Source organism: Geothermobacter ehrlichii (assembly GCF_008124615.1).
Classification (GTDB): Bacteria; Desulfobacterota; Desulfuromonadia; order Desulfuromonadales; family Geothermobacteraceae; genus Geothermobacter; species Geothermobacter ehrlichii.
Genome location: NZ_VNIB01000003.1, coordinates 238,129 through 259,295, shown reverse-complemented (window position 1 = coordinate 259,295; position 21,167 = coordinate 238,129). Strand labels below are relative to the sequence as shown.

The following is a 21,167-nucleotide window of genomic DNA, read 5'->3' as shown; positions in this document are numbered from 1 at the left end:
AAAGTCCCTGAAAACAAAAAAGGAGTCTCCATGAAAGCAAGCGTACAGGGTTTTCGGGACAGCCAAGTCGGCAGCGGCGCTCTGTTTGAGGACATCTACCTGCTCGAAGGGAGACGGACCCCGTTCGGCAAATACACCGGCAGTCTCTCCAGCGTCTCGCCGACCGATCTCGGCATTCTCGCCAGCCGCGCGGCCATCGAGGCGGCCGGGGTGCCGGCGACCGACATCGACCAGACCATCGTCGCCAACATCGGCCAGGCCAGCGCCGACTGCTTCTTCCTTCCCCGGCACATCGCCCTCTACAGCGGCGCGCCGCTGGAAAGCACCGCCCTGCTCACCCAGCGAATCTGCGGCTCGGGCATGGAGCTGCTGGGCCAGTCGGCGGAGCAGATCGCCCTCGGCAAGGCCAACCTGGTGCTCGGCTGCGGCACCGACACCATGAGCCGCTTCCCTCTGGTCTCCTACTCGGCGCGCCAGGGCTTCCCCCTGGGCCGTCCCGAGTTCGTCGACCTGCTCTGGGAGGCTCTCAACGACACCGCCGCGGTGCCCATGGGCTGCACCGCAGACAACCTGGCACGGGAATACAAGCTGAGCCGGGAAGAGGTCGACGCCTTCGCCATGCGCAGCCAGGAGCGCTACGCTGCGGCCAAAGACACCGGCTTCTTCTCCGGCGAGATCGTTCCCGTCGCCCCCAAGGGGGTGCTGGAGATGGGCGACTTCAAACCGCGCAAGTACCGGCTGAACAGCCGGGAGGAAGTCAGCGCCGACGAGCATCCGCGCCGGACCACCATGGAACAGCTGGCGAAGCTTCCCTTCGTCTTCACCAAGGAAGGCCCGACCACCGCCGGCAGCGCCTCAGGCATCGTCGACGGTGCCGCGGCCCTGCTGGTCGCCTCGGGCGACTACGTCCGCGCCCACGGACTGAAGCCGCTGGGCAAGATCCGCGGCTTCGCCGCCACCGGCGTGAGGCCCGACATCATGGGCATCGGCCCGGCCCCGGCCATCCGGCTGCTGCTCGGCCAGATGGGACTTGCGCTGCAGGACATCGACCGCTTCGAGATCAACGAGGCCTTCGCCGCCCAGTGCCTGGCGGTCGCCCGGGAACTGCAGCTCGACGAGGAGAAGCTCAACATCAACGGCGGCGCCATCGCCATCGGCCATCCCCTGGCGGCCACAGGCGTCCGCCTGACCCTGACCTGCCTGAAAACCCTGCATCGTGACGGCAAGCAGCTCGGTATCGCCTCGGCCTGCATCGGCGGCGGACAGGGCATCGCCCTGGCCGTGGAGGCCTGCTGATGACGGCGGCCGCGGACAGAGCCCCCCGCGTGGTGCTGATCACCGGCGCCGGCCAGGGCATCGGCGCCGCCATCGCCCGGCGGTTCGCCGCCGACGGCGAACGGCTGGCCCTGGTCGACGTCAACGCCGAACAGTTGCAGGGATTCGCCGCCGAACTGGAAGCGGCCGGCTGCGACGTGCTGCCGGTCTGCGCCGACATCACCGACAAGGCCCGCGTCGGGCAGCTGATGGCCGAGGTGGTCGACCGCTTCGGCCGGCTCGACGTGCTGGTCAACAACGCCGGCATCATCCGCGACGGCTTCATCAGCAAGCTGTCGGAAGAGGACTGGGACCAGGTTCTCGACGTCAACCTCAAGGGGGCCTTCCTCTGCTGCCAGGCGGCGTTCCCGACCATGAAGGCCCGGCAGTACGGCAAGATCGTCAACATCGTCTCCCGCGCCTGGCTCGGCAACATCGGCCAGGCCAACTATTCGGCGAGCAAGGGAGGGCTGGTCAGCCTGACCCGCACCCTGGCCCTCGAGTTCGCCCGCTTCCAGATCAACGTCAACGCCGTCGCCCCCGGCCTGATCGATACACCGATGACCAGGGGGATGCCGGAAGAGGCACGCCAGCGGCTGATCCGCATGCAGCCGACCGGCAGGATGGGCAAGGTGGAGAACGTCGCCGCCGCGGTCGCCTTTCTCGCCTCCGACGATGCCGAATTCATCACCGGCCAGGTGCTGCATGTCGACGGGGGCAAGAGCTGCGGGCTGCTGTCGCTGTAAAAACAGTCTCAACGCAGAGCCGCCGAGGAGGAGAGACGCAAAGAAAAAATGGGGCCAGCTGTGTCCTGGCAGGCCCCGAAAAACTCCGGCTTTCTCACCGGCTCTGCATTGAAATGCTTTGTCTTCCCGGTGTCCCTGGCACCTCGCTGACGATTGATTCAAAAGGACGACAATGGACGCTTACCTGATCGAAGCCAGACGGACCGCCATCGGCCGGGCCCACCCGGACAAGGGGCTGTTCCGCGAGGTCCGCGCCGACGAGCTGCTCGCCGAACTGATGCGCCGGACGCTGGCGGAAATGGAGACCGGCGAGGAGCTGACCGCCGCCCTCGACGACGTCTACATCGGCTGTGTCGGACAGCACCTGGAGCAGGGCAAGAACATCGCCCGGCTGGCGCTGCTGCTGGCGGGACTGCCGGAAACCCTGCCGGGAGTCACCATCAACCGGCTCTGCGCCTCCAGTCTGCAGGCCTTCAACTTCGCCGCCTCGACCATCGCCGCCGGTGACGCCGACCTGCTGCTCGCCGGCGGCGTGGAGCACATGACCCACGTGCCGATGCAGGCGGCGACCGATTACCACCGGGGGCTGCTGTCCCGCTACGAATTCCCTTTCAACAACATGGGCCTGACGGCGGAGAAGGTCGCCCGCGACTTCGGCGTCAGCCGTCACGACCAGGACAGCTTCGCCGTCGAAAGCCACCGCCGGGCCCTGGCCGCCCGCGAGGCCGGCCATTTCGACCGCGAGATCCTGCCGATCGACACTCCGGACGGCCCGGCGCGGCAGGACCAGTCGCCCCGCCCCGGCACCAGCCTAGAGGCTCTGGCGCAGCTGAAACCGGTCTTCGCCGCCGACGGCACGGTCACGGCAGGCAACAGCTCCCCCCTCAACGACGGTGCCAGCCTGACCCTGCTCGCATCGAGCGCCGCCTGCAAGCGCTTCGGCCTGAAGCCGCGGGCGCGGGTGGCCGGCTTCGCGGTGGTCGGCCTCGACCCCTGCACCATGGGGATGGGCCCGGTGCCGGCGATCCGCAGGCTGCTGGAGAAAACCGGCCTGAGCCTCGACACGATCGACCGCTTCGAACTGAACGAGGCCTTCGCCAGCCAGGCGGTGGCCTGTATCCGCGAACTGAGGCTCGACCCGGAAAAGGTCAACCCATACGGCGGCGCCATCGCCCTCGGCCATCCGCTGGGCGGCACCGGCACCCGGCTGATCACCACCCTGATCAACGGCCTGGAACAGAGCGGCGGCCGGTACGGCATCGCTTCGCTCTGCATCGGCCACGGCCAGGGAATGGCGACCCTGATCGAAAGGCTCTGAAGCAGCGATGGTCCGGGGCGTCGCCGAATTCGAGGTCCGCTACGCCGAAACCGACCAGATGGGCGTGGTGCATCACGCCAACTACCTGGTCTGGTTCGAGCTGGCCCGCACCCGCTTCTGCGCCGAGGCCGGCCTGCCCTATCCGGAGATCGAGGCCCGCGGCTACCTGATGATCATCACCCGGGCCGAGCAGGACTATCGCCGGGCGGCGCGCTACGGCGACAGGATTCGGGCGAGCTGCCGGCTCGACTGGTTCAACCGGCGCAGCCTGCAGTTCAGCTACCGGATCGAGCGGGGGGACGAACTGCTGACCACCGGCATCACCCGGCACATCTGGGTCAGGCGCGACAGCCTGCGGCCTTGCCGGCTGCCGGACGAGCTGCATAACAGGTTTGAAGCCGCCGGGGCATGAATTCGCCCCACGCACCATCGTCTGTCTGAAATCATGCGCACCGGCAACCCCGAATCGGGACACGAGGGGACCGAACTTCACAACTGAACAACAGGAGAAAGCAAATGTCGATCAACGCCTATCGCTGGATGATGAAAGCCGTCAACGAACCGCTGGTGAAAGAGGAGTTTGTCGCCACGGCGGGACCGGGCGAAGTGGTGGTGGCCGTCGCCGGCTGCGGGGTCTGCCATACCGACCTCGGTTTCTACTACGACGGCGTGCGCACCAACTCCGAACTGCCGCTGGCCCTCGGTCACGAAATCAGCGGCAGGGTGGTGGCCGCCGGCGCCGGCGCCGAATCCTGGCTCGACCAGGCGGTGATCGTTCCCGCGGTCCTGCCCTGCGGCGAATGCGACCTGTGCAAGCGCGGCAAGGGAACCATCTGCCGCGCCCAGAAGATGCCGGGCAACGACATCCAGGGCGGTTTCGCCAGCCATATCGTGGTGCCGGCCCGCGACCTCTGTCCGGTCGACGAGGCGAAACTGGCGTCCGCCGGTCTCGAGCTGGCCGACGTCTCGGTGGTCGCCGACGCGGTGACCACTCCCTACCAGGCCGTCTACCAGGCCGGAGTCGGCGAAGGCGACCTGGCGATCGTCATCGGCGTCGGCGGCGTCGGCAGCTACTGCGTGCAGATGGCCAAAGCCTTCGGCGCCACGGTGATCGCCATCGACATCGACCAGGCCAAACTCGACGCCATCAGCGAGCATGGCGCGGCGAAGACCTTCAACGCCAGGGAGATCGGCGGCCGGGATCTGAAAAAGGCGATCTCGGCCTTCGTCAGGGACCAGGGCCTGCGCAGCACCGAATGGTTCATCTTCGAATGTTCCGGCAGCAAGGCCGGCCAGGAAACAGCCTACGGTCTGCTGGTGCACGGAGCGACCCTGAGCGTGGTCGGCTTCACCATGGCAAAGGTCGAAATCCGCCTCTCCAACCTGATGGCCTTCCACGCCCGGGCGCTGGGTAACTGGGGCTGCCTGCCGGAACACTATCCGGGCGCCCTCGACCTGGTGTTGCAGGGAAAAATCGCGCTGAAGCCGTTCATCGAACAGCGGCCGCTGGAGGAAATCAACGAAATCTTCGCCGCCGTCCACGACGGCAAGATGAGCAAACGGGCAATCCTGGTGCCTTAAGCCGGTCTCGCGCAGAGACGCTGAGACGCAAAGAACAGCGAGGAAATAAAATGCTTTGCTCTGTGATTCTGCGGCTTGAGTGAGCGTCAGCGAACGAGCGCGAGACAGAGCTTGCCTTGAATCTTTACCAACAGATATCCAAAAAGGAGATGCGACCTATGGCGACAACAGACGACATCATTGCCCGCACCGCCCCAGCCAAACTGATCGACCACAACCTGATCGACCGGGATGTCGAGAGCCTCTGCGACGGCATGGTGCGCTACGAGAAACGCCCCGCCAGAAGGCTTGACGGCTCCGTGGCCGAGGGGCTCTACAACGCCTGGATCATCTTCAACAATCCCAAGCAGTACAACTCCTACACCACCGACATGGTCAAGGCGACCATCCTCGCCTTCCGGCGGGCCTCGGTCGATCGCGAAGTCAACGCCGTGGTCTTCACCGCCGTCGGCGACAAGGCCTTCTGCACCGGCGGCAACACCAAGGAATACGCCGAGTACTACGCCGGCAATCCGCAGGAATACCGCCAGTACATGCGGCTGTTCAACGACATGGTCTCGGCCATCCTCGGCTGTGACAAGCCGGTCATCTGCCGGGTCAACGGCATGCGCATCGGCGGCGGCCAGGAGATCGGCATGGCCTGTGACTTTTCCATCGCCCAGGACCTCGCCAACTTCGGCCAGGCCGGTCCCAAGCACGGCTCGGCGGCTATCGGCGGCGCCACCGACTTTCTGCCGGTGATGATCGGCTGCGAGCAGGCGATGGTCTCCGGCACCCTGTGCGAGCCCTTTTCGGCCCACAAGGCGGCCCGGCTCGGCATCATCTGCGATCTGGTGCCGGCCCTGAAGATCGACGGCAGGTTCGTCCCCAACCCGACGGTGATCACCGACCGGATGTTCGACGAATACGGCCGCGTCATCCACGGCGAATTCAAGACCGGCGAGGAGTTCAAGCAGGGCCGCGCCCTGCTCAAGCAGGGAGAGGTCGACCTCAGTCTGCTCGACGAGAAGGTCGAACAGCTCTGCGCCAAGCTGATCGAGACCTTCCCCGAGTGCATGACCAAGAGCCTCGAAGAGCTGCGCAAGCCGAAGCTCGATGCCTGGAACCGCAACAAGGAAAACTCCCGCGCCTGGCTGGCGCTGAACATGATGAACGAGGCCCGCACCGGCTTCCGCGCCTTCAACGAGGGGAACAAGGAGATCGGCCGCGAAATCGATTTCGTCAAGCTGCGGCAGGCGCTGGCCAAGGGCGTGCCCTGGAGCGAAGAGCTGATCGAGAGCCTGATGCCGGGCAAGTAAGGTCAAAAGCTGGCTCGCGCAGAGACGCAGAGTCCGCGGAGAATGAATAGTTCTTTCTGCCTCTGCGCTCTCCGCGTCTTGAGAAAGCGAAGCGAACGGGCGCGAGGCCGATGTATTCAAGCAACCTGACTGATGGAAGGACAAACCGATGAGCGAAAGTCCGCTGAAAGTCTGGCTCGACCGTGACGGAACCCTGCTGCGCCTGCGCCTGGCGCGGCCGAAAGCCAACATCGTCGACGCGGCAATGATCGCCGCCCTGCGGCAGGCGCTGGCGGAACACCGGGACAGGCCCGAGCTGCGCGCCGCGCTGCTCGACCACGAAGGCCCGCACTTCAGCTTCGGCGCCAGCGTCGAAGAGCACCTGCCGGAGCAGTGCGAGCAGATGCTGAAATCGCTGCACGCCCTGATCCGTGACATGCTCGACTTTCCTCTGCCGCTGCTGGTGGCGATCAGGGGACAGTGCCTGGGCGGCGGACTGGAAGTCGCCGCCGCCGGCAGCATGCTGTTCGCCGCTCCGGACACCAGGCTCGGCCAGCCGGAGATCAAGCTGGCAGTCTTCGCCCCCGCGGCCAGCTGCCTGCTCCCCGAACGGATCGGTCAGGCCCGGGCCGAGGACCTGCTCCTCTCCGGGCGCAGCATGGACGCTGAGGAAGCGCTGGCCGCCAGGCTGATCGACGATCTGAGCGACGATCCGGAAGCGGCGGCGCTGGCCTGGTTCGACAAGCACCTGGCGCCGCACAGCGCCAGCACCCTTCGCTTCGCGGTGCGCGCCGCGCGCGAAGAATACCGCCAGCGCATCTTCGCCAAGCTGGAGCGGGTGGAAACCCTCTACCTCTCCGAACTGATGGCGACCCACGACGCCGTCGAAGGCCTGCGCGCCTTTCTCGAAAAGCGCCAGCCGACGTGGGAGAACCGCTGATTGGCGTCACCACCTGAATCCGTATCGCCGGAGATCATCGACGTCCACTGCCACTGTTTCGTCGGACCGAAGCAGGGGCCGATGGTTGCTGCCGGCCTGTCGCGCCTGCGTCAGGCCGGCGTAAACCATCTGACCGTCATGGGGCTGGTGAATCCCCGCGCCAATCCCCGGGATATCCGGCAACTGATCCCCGAGGGGTTCCCCAACCTCGGGGATCCTTTTTTCAACGAGGCGGACACCCTGCTGCGCCTGGCTCTCCGGCACGCCGGGATGCTGGTTCCCATGCTCGACACCCGCTGTCTCGACGGCGAGGTGCCGGACCTGCTGCAGGGCTGGCTCGACAAGGGATTCAAGGGGCTCAAGGGGCTCTACCTGGCCGACGAGCGCAACGACCTGAAGCTGGCCGGGGTTCCCGCGGTCTTCGGCATCAGTCTGCGGCAGTATCACCGGCGCGAATGGGAGATCTTCGCCTTCGCCGAGGCCAACGACCTGCCGGTCGTCTACCACATGGACGCCCGCCTCTACGGCGATGTGATGCGGGCCATGCTCGACGACTTTCCGCGCCTGCGGATCAACTTTCCCCATTTCGGCATCGGCCGCAAGGCCTTCGCCCCCATTCTCGACCGCTACCCCAACGTCTACACCGATATCGCCTACATGCTGCCGCACATCAGCGCCAACCCCGCCGGCTACCGCGACTTCATCTGTCACTACCCGGACCGGGTCTGCTTCGGTTCCGACGCCCTGCTGTATCAGCCGGAGATCGTCCTCGACTACATCGACCTGGTACGCTCGCTGAAACTGCCGGAGGAGGTCGAACAGGGGATCTTTTCCGAAAATCCGCGCCGGTTTCTCGGCAAGGCGCTCGAGCCACGGCAGGAACGTCCCTGAGAACCGGCGCCGGAAGCATTTCTGTTCAGCGACGGCAACACGCATCTATTGTCAATAAGCAATAAAATCAATTTATTGCTTATTGACAATATTTTTAGTTTATGGCCCAATGACCATAAACATGGTCACCATGGAGCCTCACACATGATACGCAAGGTCATTTCGCCGGAAAGTCTCGGCGCGGCATTACGAGAAGCACGCAGGCAGCAGGGATTGAGCCAGACGGAAGCAGGCCGCCCCGTCGGCCTGGATCAACCGACTGTCTCCAGGGTGGAACAGGGCTCTCCCGGCACCCGGCTCGACACTCTTTTTCGTTTGCTGGCCGCCCTCGACCTCGAACTGGTCTTGCAGCCGCGCCAGCCAGCGGCAAATTCCAGCGAAGAGGACTCCTGGTAGATGGGACGCCGAAGACAGACAACGGACCTGCATGTCTTCATGAACGGCCTGACGGTCGGAACCCTCACCCGGCAACCCAACGGCGTCCTGGCCTTTTCCTACCACCTCGACTGGCTGCAGTCGGATCGCTGCCGCCCGATTTCCCTCTCCATGCCCCTGCGGCTGCCACCCTACCGGGGAGGCGTGGTGGAAAACTTCTTCGACAACCTGCTGCCCGACAGTCTCCCCATCCGGCGGCGCCTGCAGGCCCGGTTCGGCGCCCCGTCCGACCGGTGCTTCGACCTGCTCTGGCACATCGGCCGGGACTGCGTGGGAGCCCTGCAGCTCAGCCCCGACAAAGCCGCGCCCGAAGTGCGAAAGATAACCTGTCGCCCCCTGCGCGACAGCGAGATAGCCGAAATCCTGAAAAACTACCGGACCATGCCGCTGGGCATGCGGGACGACGAGGATTTCCGGATTTCACTTGCCGGAGCCCAGGAAAAGACCGCCTTTCTCCATGTCAACGGGCAATGGCATCTGCCCCTGGGGCCGACGCCAAGCAGTCACATCTTCAAGCTCCCCATCGGCAGAATCGAGCAGAGCGGCCTCGACCTGTCCGACAGCGTCGAAAACGAATGGCTCTGCCACCAGATTCTCCAGGCCTATGGCCTGCCGGTCGCCCGGGTCGAGATGGCCCGGTTCGATGATGTCAAGGCACTGGTGGTGGAGCGCTTCGATCGGCGCTGGGCCACGGACGGCAGTTGGCTGATGCGCCTGCCGCAGGAGGACATGTGCCAGGCCCTGAACATCCCCCCCGCCCTGAAGTACGAAAGCCAGGGCGGCCCCGGCATGGCACCGATCATGGACCTGCTGCTCGGTTCCGTGACCAGTCTGGAAGATCGCCGGACCTTCATCGCCACCAACGTCCTGTTCTGGATGCTGGCGGCCATCGACGGCCACGCCAAGAACTTCAGCATCTTCCTGCTGCCGGAGAACCGGTTTCGGCTCACTCCGAACTACGATGTCATCTCGGCCTGGCCGCTGGTGAGCCAAAAACAGCTGGCGGTTCCGAAACTGAAAATGGCCATGGCGCTCACGGGCAGAAACCGGCACTACGAATGGAACCGGATGCTCTACCGGCACTGGCTGACCACGGCCGGACAATGCCGGTTTCCGGCGGAAGAGATGGCGGCCATTATCGACGAAATGATGGCGCGACTGGACGAGGTGATCGCGCAGGTCGCGGCCCGGCTGCCCGCAACCTTTCCCGCCGCCGTCGCTGAACCGGTTTTCGCCGGCATGCGGCAGGCGCGGGAGCAGATGACGCAATCAAAATAACGGGGCACGATCGGGGATGTTTGGTCAATTTGTTCAACCCGACTCTCTTCTTTCGCTTACTGTCCACTTGCGCTATTCGCGAATCGCGAATGGGGCTTGTTGAAACGTCCCTCATGACGAAGACACGAGGCATGGCTCCCCGAAACACGGCTGTATATTCCCAAATATCGGTTGATAAAATCCCAATCACACGCTAGGTTTTCTGGGCGAGAAACTGGGTGAAATCGTCCTTCGGGGAGGCTACCCGGAAGCGGTTTTTCGCGTCACACCGCATCGCCGGATGGCATGGCACCGCCAGTATATCGATGCCATCATCCAGCGCGACGTACAGGAAGTGACGGATGTCGACAAGCTCGACCTGCTGCCCAGGTTTGTGCAGGCCCTGGCCCAAGTCTCCGGACAATTGCGCAATTATTCCCGGCTGGGAATCGTTCTGTACGATGGCTCCGAAACCATGCCCCTTGGCGACCGTCTCTGGGCGGCCCCGCTGTCATCGTTATGGGGCGGATAAATCACCGGCATTCCCGCAACGGCCATCGGGCTTCGCCGTCTCGGGACAGGTTCGGGCGAAGCTGTCCTTCACCCTTCAACAACGTTCCTCGTGCTTCGGCATACGGGACCGAAAGGAGCCTGCCATGCCCGTCCGGATCGTTCGTCTCGGCACCCCGCGGCACACCAATGAAGGCCTGCGCATCGGCACGGTGCGGCATCCGCCGCGCGGCGTTCCGAAGAGTGAATACGCGACGCAGAACTGGTACGATCTCTGGCTGCCGGAACTGGCCCCGTCGGCGGAGCTGGTGAAGCTGGCCCGGGCGGCCGAAACGGAGCAGGACTGGGCCGCTTTCGCCAGGAGGTACCGTGCGGAGATGGCAGCCCCGACAAAATACGGCTGCTCGATCTGCTGGCGGCCCTCTCCCGGCAGGCCGATTTTTCGGTCGGCTGTTACTGCGAGAACGAGGCGCGCTGTCACCGCTCGATGCTGCGCGAGCTGCTGGCGGAGCGGGGCGCCGTTCTGGAGGGGAAATGATTTCGCTGGACAACAACAGCCCGACAGACGAGGTGCAACCATGACGATTCCCCAGCGCGAGGGGGGCAGGATTCTCGTCGACGCCCTGAAAATCCACCAGGTCGACACGGTCTTCTGCGTACCGGGCGAGAGCTTTCTGCCGGTACTCGACGCCCTGCATGACGAGCAGGAGCGGATGCGCCTGATCGTCTGCCGGCAGGAGGGCGGAGCCGCCTTCATGGCCGAGGCCTACGGCAAGCTGACCGGCCGGCCGGGGGTCTGCTTCGTCACCCGCGGACCCGGCGCGACCAACGCCGGCATCGGGGTCCACACCGCACGGCAGGACTCGACTCCGATGGTGCTCTTCGTCGGCCAGGTCGGCGGCCGCCTGGTCGAACGCGAGGCGTTCCAGGAAATCGACTATCGCCGCATGTTCGGCCAGATGACCAAATGGGTCGCCCAGATCGACCGGGTCGAACGCATTCCGGAAATGGTCAGTCACGCCTTTCACCTGGCGGTATCGGGTCGACCGGGGCCGGTGGTTCTGGCGCTGCCGGAGGACGTCCTGTCCGCGGTGGCCGCGGTGCCCGACTGCGGTTGCTACCAGCCCGTCCAGGCCCATCCGGGGCCGGATGCCCTCCAGGACCTGCGGCAGCGGCTGGCCGCCGCCAAACGTCCCCTGCTGATTCTGGGCGGCGGCGGCTGGTCGGCCGAGGCCTGTGCCGCCATCCGCCGCTTCAGCGAAGCCAACCGGCTGCCGACGGTCTGCACCTTCCGGCGGCAGGATCTGTACGACAATCGTCTGCCCAACTACGTCGGCGACCTGGGGCTCGGCGTCAACCCCCGCCTGGCCGAGCGGGTCAGACAGGCGGACCTGCTGCTCGCCGTCGGCCCGCGCCTCGGCGAAACGGCCACCGGCGGCTATCGCCTTCTCGATATCCCGTGTCCCCGGCAAACCCTGGTTCACGTCCATGCCGGCGCCGAGGAACTCGGGCGCGTCTACCAGGCCGACCTGCCGATCAATGCCGGCATGGCGGAATTCGCCGCCGCCGTCTGCAACCTGCCGCCGGTCGACGCCTCGGCCTGGCGGGACTGGCTGCGCCAGGCGCGGGAAGACTACCTGGCCCATCTGCAGCCGCCCCCGGCGCGGGGCGAGCTGGATCTGGCCGCCGTCATCGAATATCTCAACCGCCGGCTGCCGGCAGAGGCGATCGTCACCAACGGCGCCGGCAACTACACCGCCTGGCTGCACCGATTCTACCAGTATCGCGGCTTCCGCACCCAGCTGGCTCCCACCAGCGGGGCCATGGGCTACGGCGTGCCGGCGGCTATCGCCGCCAAGCTGGTCCACCCGGAGCGGCCGGTGGTCTGCCTGGCCGGTGACGGCTGTTTTCTGATGAACGGACAGGAGCTGGCCACCGCCGTCCGTCACCGGCTGGGCATCGTCTTTGTCGTCTGCAACAACGGCATGTACGGCACCATCCGCATGCACCAGGAACGGCGCTATCCCGGCCGGACCTGCGGCACCGACCTGGTCAACCCCGATTTCGCCGCCCTCGCCCGGGCCTACGGCGCACACGGCGAGACGGTCGACAACCACGATGCCTTCGTCGCCGCCTTCGAGCGGGCGCTGGCCGCCGACGGCCCGACACTGATCGAGCTGAAAACCAATCCGCTGGCCATCACCCCCAACGAAAGCCTCGAGCGGAGCTAGCCGTCCCTAGCGTGGGACTCAGACCAGCAGAAGAGAAGACCGCCGCAAAGGTGAAGCCAGAAGCGGAAAAGCCAGCCTCTGAAGAATCTGGCTCGGGGGGAGCAATCTCGACTCTTTGGCCTTATTTGTTTCTCAATATTGACAAAATAGTCAATTTGTTTAAAATGAGAAACACAAGAGAGGAGAGAGCAATGCCAGCCAGACTCGCAAACATAACTGAAGATGTGACCGGACAAGCCACGATAATCGGGCAGCAGATACGCGCCCGACGCAAGGAGCTGAAAGTCGGTACTGCGGCTGCGGCAGAAGCGGCCGGTATGTCGAGAGTGACCTGGTATCGCATTGAACAGGGAGAGCCCTCGGTTACCTTTGCCGCCTACCTGAGCGCGATTTCGGTTCTGGGCATGAAACTGAAGGTCGTTGCGCCGGCCGCATCAACCCCGGAGGACGAGGCTGAGGAACCGCATAAGGCAGGCTGGATTCCTGCGCGCATAGCTCTGGCCGACTATCCCCAGCTGAAACAACTCGCCTGGCAACTGCAGGGCGTGGAGCACCTGTCGCCACGCGAGGCGCTGGGAATCTATGAACGGAACTGGCGCCACCTCGACCTGGATGCCCTGATGCCACACGAACAATCCCTGATAGACGCCCTGCGCCTGGCCTTTGCCGATGAGGTCCGGGATGTTTGAACGTCCCCATCACCAGCGCATCGCCCGGGTCCTCCTGTCGCTGAACGGTCCGCTGTTGCGCGAACTGGGTTGCCTGTTCGGCGGTGGCACCGCAATCGTGCTGAGGCGGGGAGAGTATCGCGAATCGCTTGATATCGATTTTCTTGTCTCGAATCCGGCAGGATACCGTCAGTTGCGCCAACGATTGACCGGCAGGCAAGGCCTTGCCGCCATCCTGGACCCAGGTGCCTCTGGCATTGAAACCGTACGTGACATCAGGGCTGACCAGTATGGCATTCGCACCATGCTGCTGGTCGGCGGGCAGCAGATCAAGTTCGAAATCATCCTGGAAGGGCGCATCCCGCTCGAGCCGCCGGGACCGGACGATGAAGTCTGCGGCATATCGACCCTGTCATTCCTCGATCTGGCGGTCAGCAAACTGCTGGCAAATTCGGACCGCTGGCATGACGATGGTGTCTTCAGCCGCGACCTGATCGACCTGGCGATGCTGTGTCCATCGACCCGGTTGCTGAAGAAAGCAGTCGCCAAGGCCGAAACGGCGTACGGTGATGCGATCGTGCGCGACCTGGACAAGGCCATTCGGAGCCTGCAAGAGCGTCCGGGCCGGTTTGACCGCTGCCTGAAAGCCCTGGATATCGAACTGCCCAAGGCATTGCTGTGGGACCGGATTCGCCGACTGAGACGGGCCCTGCCGCAACCCAAGGGGCAGTAGACAGATCCGACACAAACCCCGGTCCAGCCAAACACCTATTTGTCAAGCCCGCGACTCCCATCGGGGCAAAATCTGCAGCATACCTCGAAAACGGCCGATCCCATGCTAGTTTTTAGTGTGCGGGAAACGTCATTCAACCCTTGACAAGGACGGTGGAGAATGCCGGGAAAAATCAATTCCATCCTGGTTCTCGGCCTGGGGAAAGTCGGCACCCTGGTGGCCTCCATGCTCAAGGAGACCGGGTTCGCGGTCACCGGTGCCGACACCCGGATTCACGAGGAACATCCCTTCCCCGTCAAGACCCTGGACGCGGGTCAGGCGGACCAGCTGGCAAAAGCCGTCAGGAGCGTGGATGCGGTGGTTTCCTGCCTGCCGTACCGCTTCAACCTCGGCGTCGCCACCCTCGCCAACCGGCATGGCGTCCACTATTTCGATCTCACGGAAGATGTGCCGACAACCAGGGCCATCATCGACATGAGCAGATCCTCGAGGGCGGTCATGGCCCCTCAATGCGGCCTTGCCCCGGGTTTTATCGCCATTGTCGGGGCCTTTCTGGCCGGCAAGTTTGACAAGATCAGAAGCATCAAGCTGCGTGTCGGAGCCCTTCCCTGCCATCCCACCGGCCTGCTCTCCTACGCGTTCAACTGGTCGCCCGAGGGTGTGGTCAACGAGTATCTCAACGACTGCGAGGTGATCGAGAACGGCCAGCGCAAGCTGGTGTCCCCCCTGGAGTGGCTCGAAAAAATCGTCATCAACGGCAACCAGCTGGAGGCCTTCACCACCTCGGGCGGCCTGGGGACCATGTGCCAGACCTATGCCGGGAAGGTGGAAAATCTTGACTACAAATCGATCCGCTACCCGGGGCACGCAAAGCTGATGAATTTCTTTTTCCACGAGCTGCTGATGCGTGAAGACCGCGCCCGGGCCGGGGAGATCCTGGTCAATGCCAAGCCGCCGGTCAACGAAGACGTGGTCTACGTTCACGCGTCGGCGGAAGGCTGGCAACAGGGCGCCCTGGCCCGCGAGGAGTTCGTCAGGGCCTACTATCCGCTCGAGATTTCCGGTCGCCGCTGGCGGGCGATATCCTGGACCACGGCCGCGTCGGTCTGTGCCGTCATCGAGCTGGTCAGCAACGGCACCCTGCCCGACAAGGGATTCATCAGGCAGGAGGAGGTGCCCCTTGAAACCTTCCTGAAGACCGGCAGCGGACGTCTCTACGCCGGCCGGCCTCACGGAGGCAGGCTTGCGGAACAGGAATGACAGCCAGAAGCCGCCGGTAGCCGTTGCGGCCCCAAAGGCCTAGCGTCACGCCAGGCAGAGGAGGTCATGATGGACTTCTTGAAAAGACTGGGGATCAAAGAGAAAAATTTCGGCGCCTCGACCGGCCTGGAGTGGATGGATAAGCCCCCCCGCGAGGAGCTTGAGGTTGTCTCTCCGGTGGACGGCAGGAAGATCGCGAGCGTCTACCTCGCCTCGGAGCAGGACTACGAACAGGCCGTCTCCCGGGGGCAGGAGGCCTTCAGGACCTGGAGAATGGTGCCGGCGCCGAAACGCGGCGAAATCGTCCGGCAGATCGGCCTGAAACTGCGCGAACACAAGGATGATCTCGGGGCGCTGGTTTCCTACGAAATGGGCAAGTCCCTGCAGGAGGGGAAGGGCGAAGTGCAGGAAATGATCGACATCTGCGATTTCGCCGTCGGCCAGTCCCGCCAGCTTTACGGCTTCACCATGGCCTCCGAACGGGAGCACCACCGGATGTACGAACAGTACCATCCACTCGGCATCGTCGGGATCGTTTCCGCGTTCAACTTCCCGGTTGCAGTCTGGTCCTGGAATGCGATGCTCGCCACCGTCTGCGGCGACACCTGTCTGTGGAAGCCCTCATCAAAGACGCCTCTGAGCGCCATCGCCGTGCAGCATATCCTGGCGGATGTGATCCGCGAAAATGACCTCCCCGAGGGGCTGTTCAGCCTGATTGTCGGCCGTGGAGCGTCGGTTGGCGAACAACTGCTCAGCGACAAGCGGGTGCCGCTGATCTCGATCACCGGATCGACCAGGGTGGGTCGGCACGCCGCGCAGGTGATCGCCGGAAGGTTCGGCAAGGCGATCCTCGAACTTGGCGGCAACAACGCCATCATCCTGACCGCGCGGGCCGACCTGAAGACGGCCCTGCCGGCGATTGTCTTCGGTGCGGTCGGAACGGCCGGACAGCGCTGTACCACGACCCGGCGCCTCATCATCCATGAATCGATTTACGACAAAGTCAGAAGCGCGCTGGTCAAGGCCTACGGCGGACTGAAGATCGGCAATCCGCTGGATGAGGCCAACCATGTCGGCCCGCTCATCGACAAAGAGGCGGTCAACACCTTTCAACAGGCCCTGGCCCGCGTCGAGGCAGAAGGCGGCACCCGCGTGTACGGCGGCGAGGTTCTCAAGGGGCCCGGCTACGAGTCCGGCTGCTACGTCGTGCCGGCGATTGTCGAGGCCGAAAACAGCTACCGGATCGTGCAGGAAGAGACCTTCGCGCCGATTCTCTACCTGATCCGCTACTGCGGAGAGATCGACCGGGCGATCGCCCTGCACAATGATGTGGCCCAAGGGCTGTCATCCGCCATGTTCACCGACAGTCTCCAGGAGGCGGAGGTGTTTCTGTCCGCGGCCGGTTCGGATTGCGGAATCGCCAACGTCAATATCGGAACGTCAGGAGCCGAGATCGGCGGCGCGTTCGGGGGCGAAAAGGAAACCGGCGGCGGCCGCGAGTCCGGTTCCGATGCCTGGAAGGCCTACATGCGCCGCCAGACCAGCACCATCAACTACGGCAAGACCATGCCGTTGGCCCAGGGGATCAGGTTCGATGTCTAGGCGGCCGTCGGACTGCCCATGAAAAACTCCGGGTAGAATTCCGGGGAGATAACTCAACCCTTGCGCCCCACAAGAATCCCCACCCCGTTGGGCAATTCCAGCGGCAGGCGTTCGATGCCCTTCAACCCGGCCTGGCGCATCATCTCCACCAGTTCCGGCTCGCTGTAGGCCTGCCCTTGCGGGGTGCCGAGCAGCATGTTGAGGGAAAAGAGCGCCGGAAACTCGGGGGCGATGCGGTCGGCGGCGAGCAGGAATTCCTGGACCAGCAGCAGGCCGCCCGGCTCGAGCGCCTCGACGGTCCGGGCCAGCAGGCGGGCGGCGGAGACCGGACTTTCCCCATGCAGCACCAGGGAAAGCCAGGCGACATCGCAGCCGTCGGGCAAAGGATCAACGGTGAAATCACCCGCGACGAAGCGGATTCGGTCGGACAGGCCGAACCGGGCAACGGTCTGTTCGGCAAACGGCCTGGTGGTCGGCAGATCGAAGATGACCGCTTCGAGTCCGGGATTGTGCCGGCAGAAATGAATCGCCCAGGTGCCGGGACCACCACCGAGGTCGAGCAGCCGCCGCCGGCCGGCAAGGTCGATGTTCGGCACCACCTTGGGCGCGATCAGCATGGCGAGGTTGAACATCCCCATCTGGAAGCTTTCGCGTTCCTGGTCGGTCGGTTCGTGGGAAATCCGGTCGCGCACCGGCCCGCCGGTACGCACCGCCTCGTCCAGCCGGCTCCAGCTTGCCACCAGGTGATGGTGGTGCAGGATCATGTAGCCGAGGTAGTCCGGGGAGTTTTTGGCCAGGTAGCGCGCTGCTGCCGGTACAGCGGCAAAGTGGTCGCCTCTTTTCTCCAGCAGCCCCATGGCGGCCAAGGCATTGAGCAGCATCTCCAGGGCCCGGACATCGAGGCCTTTGGCCTCGGCCAGATCACCAGCCGACCGGGTTTTTTCCGCCAGCGGCGTGAACAGATCCAGCTTGACCCCGGCATGCAGGGTACAGGTGGCCCAGTAACTGCCGGACAGATTCAGCAGTTCGGCCGGATTCCAGTTGGCGGGATTCATGGTCACCTCCCGGGAAAAGATCTGTCGCGTAACACCAGCGTACCGCATCCACCTTCCTGCCGCCAACGCCAGCGGTTGGCGCGGCGCACCTGGATGGCGGCGGCCGGTGAAAGCAACGGCCGCCTTCGGGCCCCGGTCTCAGGCCCGGGAAAACGGGCTGGGGTTGCAGAGGTTCTTCGCGTGTTTGGCCACGGCGTTGCAGTTGAGGCAGGTGTGCCCTGGATCAGCCATCAGGGCAGCCACCTCCTCGTCCCGTCCCTCTTTCCTCAACTGGCAGATATGCAGTCTGTGGCCGGCGGGGTCCGTGCATTCTTCGCTCGTGAATTCCGACATATGGCCTCCCGACGAATGGGCTGTTGTTTGCAGTCCAGTATAACATTCCGCAGCCCGTTCGTTCGCAGGGGCCTCGATCCCTGTTTCAGATCCGCCCTTCCCGACGCAGCTTGGCCAGGTGTGACTCGATGTTGCGCAGGGCATAGGGGCGCAGCTCGTCCTCGACCCCCTGGTAGACGTGGTCGAGAATTTCGGCGGGGCTTTTGCCGTCGCTGTGCAGCTTGAGGATCGCCGCTTCCCGCTGGCGGCGATGCTGCAGGGTCTGCCGCAGGCGCAGGGTGCTGCGCATCGGCATGCCGTGCGAGGGGATGATCACCGCGGGCTCCAGGGCGATGAGCTTCTCCAGGGTCCGGAAATAGGCGGCCATGTCCCCTTCCGGGGCGGAAATGACCACCGTCCCGTAACTCTGCACCAGGTCGCCGACCAGAAACCAGCGCAGCGATTCAGGGGCCAGGCCGAGCTGGCCGGCGTCATGACCGGGCAGCTCAAAAACCCGGACCGCTTCCCCCTTCCAGCGCGTCAGCTCGTCCCCTTCCCGCCTGGTTTCCAGACGGATTCCGGAGAAGTAGTCGGCCCCGTGTTGCCCGAGGATGCGCTGCCGGGTGTCCTCGCTCAGCCAGACCGGAACGTTCAGGTGCCTGGCCAGCTGCGGCGCGTGCTCGTGGTGATCCAGGTGATGGTGGGTGAGAAAGAGGGCGTCCAGGCGCTCGGACTGCAGGGTACGCAGCAGCTTCCGAAACACCTGCGGCGACTCGGGGGAAGGGTCAACCAGAATGCGGGGCGCATCGTCGTCGCCGAGCAGAAAGGCGTTGGTCCTGCGTTCCGGCGGAAAGGTGCGCGACGGCACCGGCAGCACCTCCACCCCGCTCAGCGGTTCGACCCGGACCACCCGGCTCTCTTCGTCGTGCCGCAGGGAGAGGTCGCCGAACCGGGCGCCGTCCGGCTGACTGACCAGCGCCGCCAGCACCCGGCGCAGCGGCGGCACCATCAGGGCGTCCCCCCGCTCGAACCGCTCGAGAAGCTGGCGCGGGGTCTGCCAGAAACCTTCGGCGAGCTCCCCGCTGTCGAGGCGGAAACGCGGACGGCTTCTCAAGTCGACGCGAAAGAAATGCAGGCGGAAACGCAAGGGAACGATGGGCGGGGCCAGCACCGTGGCCAGGGGCTGCACCGAAAGCACCTCGCCAGTAGCGATTCCGGCCGCCAGGTCGTAGCCGAGCTCTTCCCGAATCTCCCGCTCCAGGGCATGGACCGCCCGGCCGTCACAGTCCCGCAGCATCGGCACGGCGTGCCGCAGCGTGGAATCCTGCCGGTCGATCTTGCCGCCGGGGAAGGAATCGTAGCCCGGAAAGACGTTCAGGTGCGGCTGGCGGCGCACGGCAAAGATGCGCCCCTGGTGGCAGAATACGGCTGCAACTGAATCGACGATGGTCACGGAAAACCCTTGCGAAAAAACACCCACGTTCAGGAGCCAGGGACCATTGTCATCCTGCCCCCTGACTTCCGCACCCTCAAAAAAGCAATCGATGCCTCACATGTTTCGGCGCATGCGCCAGAACCGAAGCGGCAACGAAAGCCAGCAGCACCGTCGGCCGCCCCGGCAAAAATCCGTGAACGGCCGCGCCCAGCAGCAGGACCTTGGCCATGCTGACGATGCCGGACAGTTCGCGGTAAAGCTGCCGGTGCCGCATCCATTCGGTCAGAAAGAGCGCGACGCCGCTGGCCAGGACCATCACCAGGTAGGGCAGCGGCGGTCCGGGAAGGGCGTCGAACAGCCAGGCGGCGAGAAACACCGCCGCGCCGACCTGATGAAACGCCCGCAGCACCAGGGAAAGGTAGAGCACCCAGTAGGGGCGCTCGCCGATCCGGCCCATCGAAACACCGTCACGACGGCCGCCGGCTCCGTCCCCCTCAGCGCGTCGCAAGGGTTCGTCCTTCCTGACCGGCCGCCTCCGGCGCCTGGTCTCCGTCCGGCGGCGCCCCGAGTCCAGCACGCAGCCGGACGCTGTTGAGGGCCGTCTCCAGGGTGATGGTGTCGAGCACCGCCTTGGTGAGGTCGTCGATCTCGCGGGTGATGCTCTGCAGCTCCTCGACCACCGCCCGGCTCGCCTCGGCACTGGGATTCGGCGCGTCCAGTTCCGATTCCAGGGTTTCAAAGAGGCTGATGACGTCGAGCAGGGTGGTGCGGTTGGGCACGCCGGTAAACCGGTAGCCGCCGCCTACGCCGCGCACCGCCTGCACCAGCCCGGCCCGTACCAGGGTGCGCAGCACCTTGGCGAGATGATGGGTCGAGATGCCGTACTGTTCGGCGATATCGGTGGCCGAGAGCTGGCGCTCGGGGTCCCTGGCCAGTTCGAGCACGGCATAGAGGGCAAACAGGCTCGCCTTGTGCAGTTTCATGACATGAATCCGCCCCCGCTAAAGCGGTTTTTCGAGTTCGATGTAGCGTCCTGTCCGCAGCCCCTGGCTGCGAAAGAAGGACAGGGTCAGCTTGTCCTCCCGGTCGACCATGGTCCGCACGGTGGTGACCCCGGCCCTTTTCAGCCGCCGGCAGATCTCCTCGAACATCATCTGGCCGACGCCCCGCTCCCGCAGCGCCGGCGCCACGATCAGGGCGAAGACCCAGCCACAGGGAGGAGAGCCGAACTCCCAGGCGCGAACCTCGCCGACGATGAAACCGACCAGCTCCCCCGCCATATCGGCCACGAGAAAGATGCGGTCGTTACGGCCGGCGCGAACATAGCGGTCGAAGATGCCGCGCCAGTAGGCGGGCTTTTCGTGCTGCACGCCGGCCTGGTCGAGCGCGACCACGGCCTCAAAATCGCTCTCCCTGGCGTCGCGGATGGTCACCTGTGCTGTCATGTCCATGTTCGGATATCCCTGGCGTTCAAAACTTGGTATTGTGGTACCATAAACACCAGTTGCCGACAAGAGAATTCCCATGCAGCTCCCGTCTCCATCGCCCCCACCACAAACACCGTTATATTTTAGTCTTGACCTTAATTCAGCATTGCAGTAC

At 64.6% G+C, this 21,167-nt stretch carries 21 protein-coding genes; 16 read left to right on the top strand and 5 right to left on the bottom strand.

The window, feature by feature from the left end:
* Window positions 1-30: 30 nt before the first annotated feature.
* The 16 genes from EDC39_RS05255 (at window position 31) to amaB (ending at window position 16,763) form a co-directional block, all read left to right on the top strand.
* Window positions 31-1,296, top strand: coding sequence for a thiolase family protein (locus EDC39_RS05255; protein WP_148895321.1), 1,266 nt, complete (start codon window positions 31-33; stop codon window positions 1,294-1,296).
* On the top strand, window positions 1,296-2,060 hold the full coding sequence (locus tag EDC39_RS05250; RefSeq protein ID WP_148895320.1) for an SDR family oxidoreductase: 765 nt from the start codon (window positions 1,296-1,298) through the stop codon (window positions 2,058-2,060). Before EDC39_RS05255 ends, EDC39_RS05250 begins: the two co-directional genes overlap by 1 nt.
* A gap of 172 nt (window positions 2,061-2,232) precedes the next feature.
* Window positions 2,233-3,378: a thiolase family protein gene (locus EDC39_RS05245; RefSeq protein WP_148895319.1), complete on the top strand. Its 1,146-nt coding sequence runs from the start codon at window positions 2,233-2,235 to the stop codon at window positions 3,376-3,378.
* Between the two features lie 7 nt (window positions 3,379-3,385).
* Window positions 3,386-3,790 (top strand): acyl-CoA thioesterase, encoded by a 405-nt coding sequence (locus EDC39_RS05240; RefSeq protein WP_148895318.1) that lies wholly within the window; start codon window positions 3,386-3,388, stop codon window positions 3,788-3,790.
* Window positions 3,791-3,894: 104 nt separating this feature from the next.
* Window positions 3,895-4,959: a 6-hydroxycyclohex-1-ene-1-carbonyl-CoA dehydrogenase gene (gene had, locus EDC39_RS05235; protein WP_148895317.1), complete on the top strand. Its 1,065-nt coding sequence runs from the start codon at window positions 3,895-3,897 to the stop codon at window positions 4,957-4,959.
* 158 nt (window positions 4,960-5,117) lie between these two features.
* Window positions 5,118-6,257 (top strand): 6-oxocyclohex-1-ene-1-carbonyl-CoA hydratase, encoded by a 1,140-nt coding sequence (gene oah / locus EDC39_RS05230; protein ID WP_148895316.1) that lies wholly within the window; start codon window positions 5,118-5,120, stop codon window positions 6,255-6,257.
* Between the two features lie 148 nt (window positions 6,258-6,405).
* The gene (locus EDC39_RS05225; RefSeq protein WP_148895315.1) at window positions 6,406-7,176 is read left to right on the top strand and encodes a cyclohexa-1,5-dienecarbonyl-CoA hydratase; all 771 of its coding nucleotides are present in this window, start codon (window positions 6,406-6,408) and stop codon (window positions 7,174-7,176) included.
* Window positions 7,177-8,067: an amidohydrolase family protein gene (locus EDC39_RS05220; protein WP_246140183.1), complete on the top strand. Its 891-nt coding sequence runs from the start codon at window positions 7,177-7,179 to the stop codon at window positions 8,065-8,067.
* A gap of 144 nt (window positions 8,068-8,211) precedes the next feature.
* Window positions 8,212-8,463: a helix-turn-helix domain-containing protein gene (locus tag EDC39_RS05215; protein ID WP_148895314.1), complete on the top strand. Its 252-nt coding sequence runs from the start codon at window positions 8,212-8,214 to the stop codon at window positions 8,461-8,463.
* Window positions 8,464-9,780 (top strand): type II toxin-antitoxin system HipA family toxin, encoded by a 1,317-nt coding sequence (locus tag EDC39_RS05210; RefSeq protein WP_148895313.1) that lies wholly within the window; start codon window positions 8,464-8,466, stop codon window positions 9,778-9,780.
* A 280-nt stretch (window positions 9,781-10,060) separates the two neighbouring features.
* Complete coding sequence (locus tag EDC39_RS05205; protein ID WP_148895312.1) at window positions 10,061-10,291, top strand: hypothetical protein; 231 nt, start codon at window positions 10,061-10,063, stop codon at window positions 10,289-10,291.
* A gap of 124 nt (window positions 10,292-10,415) precedes the next feature.
* On the top strand, window positions 10,416-12,500 hold the full coding sequence (locus EDC39_RS05195; RefSeq protein WP_222862838.1) for a DUF488 family protein, N3 subclade: 2,085 nt from the start codon (window positions 10,416-10,418) through the stop codon (window positions 12,498-12,500).
* A gap of 191 nt (window positions 12,501-12,691) precedes the next feature.
* Window positions 12,692-13,189: a helix-turn-helix domain-containing protein gene (locus EDC39_RS05190; protein WP_148895310.1), complete on the top strand. Its 498-nt coding sequence runs from the start codon at window positions 12,692-12,694 to the stop codon at window positions 13,187-13,189.
* A complete protein-coding gene (locus EDC39_RS05185; protein WP_148895309.1) occupies window positions 13,182-13,901 on the top strand; it encodes a nucleotidyl transferase AbiEii/AbiGii toxin family protein in 720 nt (239 codons plus the stop codon). The genes EDC39_RS05190 and EDC39_RS05185 overlap by 8 nt, the downstream gene beginning before the upstream one ends.
* Before the next feature lie 159 nt (window positions 13,902-14,060).
* Window positions 14,061-15,161: a saccharopine dehydrogenase family protein gene (locus EDC39_RS05180; protein ID WP_148895308.1), complete on the top strand. Its 1,101-nt coding sequence runs from the start codon at window positions 14,061-14,063 to the stop codon at window positions 15,159-15,161.
* Window positions 15,162-15,230: 69 nt separating this feature from the next.
* Complete coding sequence (gene amaB, locus EDC39_RS05175; RefSeq protein WP_148895307.1) at window positions 15,231-16,763, top strand: L-piperidine-6-carboxylate dehydrogenase; 1,533 nt, start codon at window positions 15,231-15,233, stop codon at window positions 16,761-16,763.
* A gap of 53 nt (window positions 16,764-16,816) precedes the next feature.
* Here amaB and EDC39_RS05170 read toward each other — a convergent pair whose 3' ends face one another.
* From EDC39_RS05170 to EDC39_RS05150, 5 genes are all read right to left on the bottom strand, one after another.
* Window positions 16,817-17,818, bottom strand: coding sequence for a methyltransferase (locus tag EDC39_RS05170; protein WP_148895347.1), 1,002 nt, complete (start codon window positions 17,816-17,818; stop codon window positions 16,817-16,819).
* 418 nt (window positions 17,819-18,236) lie between these two features.
* On the bottom strand, window positions 18,237-19,583 hold the full coding sequence (locus tag EDC39_RS05165; RefSeq protein WP_148895306.1) for an MBL fold metallo-hydrolase: 1,347 nt from the start codon (window positions 19,581-19,583) through the stop codon (window positions 18,237-18,239).
* A 76-nt stretch (window positions 19,584-19,659) separates the two neighbouring features.
* Entirely contained in the window at window positions 19,660-20,073 is a 414-nt protein-coding gene (locus EDC39_RS05160) for a hypothetical protein (RefSeq protein ID WP_246140181.1), read from the bottom strand.
* Window positions 20,060-20,548 (bottom strand): Rrf2 family transcriptional regulator, encoded by a 489-nt coding sequence (locus EDC39_RS05155; RefSeq protein WP_148895305.1) that lies wholly within the window; start codon window positions 20,546-20,548, stop codon window positions 20,060-20,062. The genes EDC39_RS05160 and EDC39_RS05155 overlap by 14 nt, the downstream gene beginning before the upstream one ends.
* 18 nt (window positions 20,549-20,566) lie before the next feature.
* On the bottom strand, window positions 20,567-21,010 hold the full coding sequence (locus EDC39_RS05150; protein WP_148895345.1) for a GNAT family N-acetyltransferase: 444 nt from the start codon (window positions 21,008-21,010) through the stop codon (window positions 20,567-20,569).
* Window positions 21,011-21,167 lie beyond the last annotated feature (157 nt).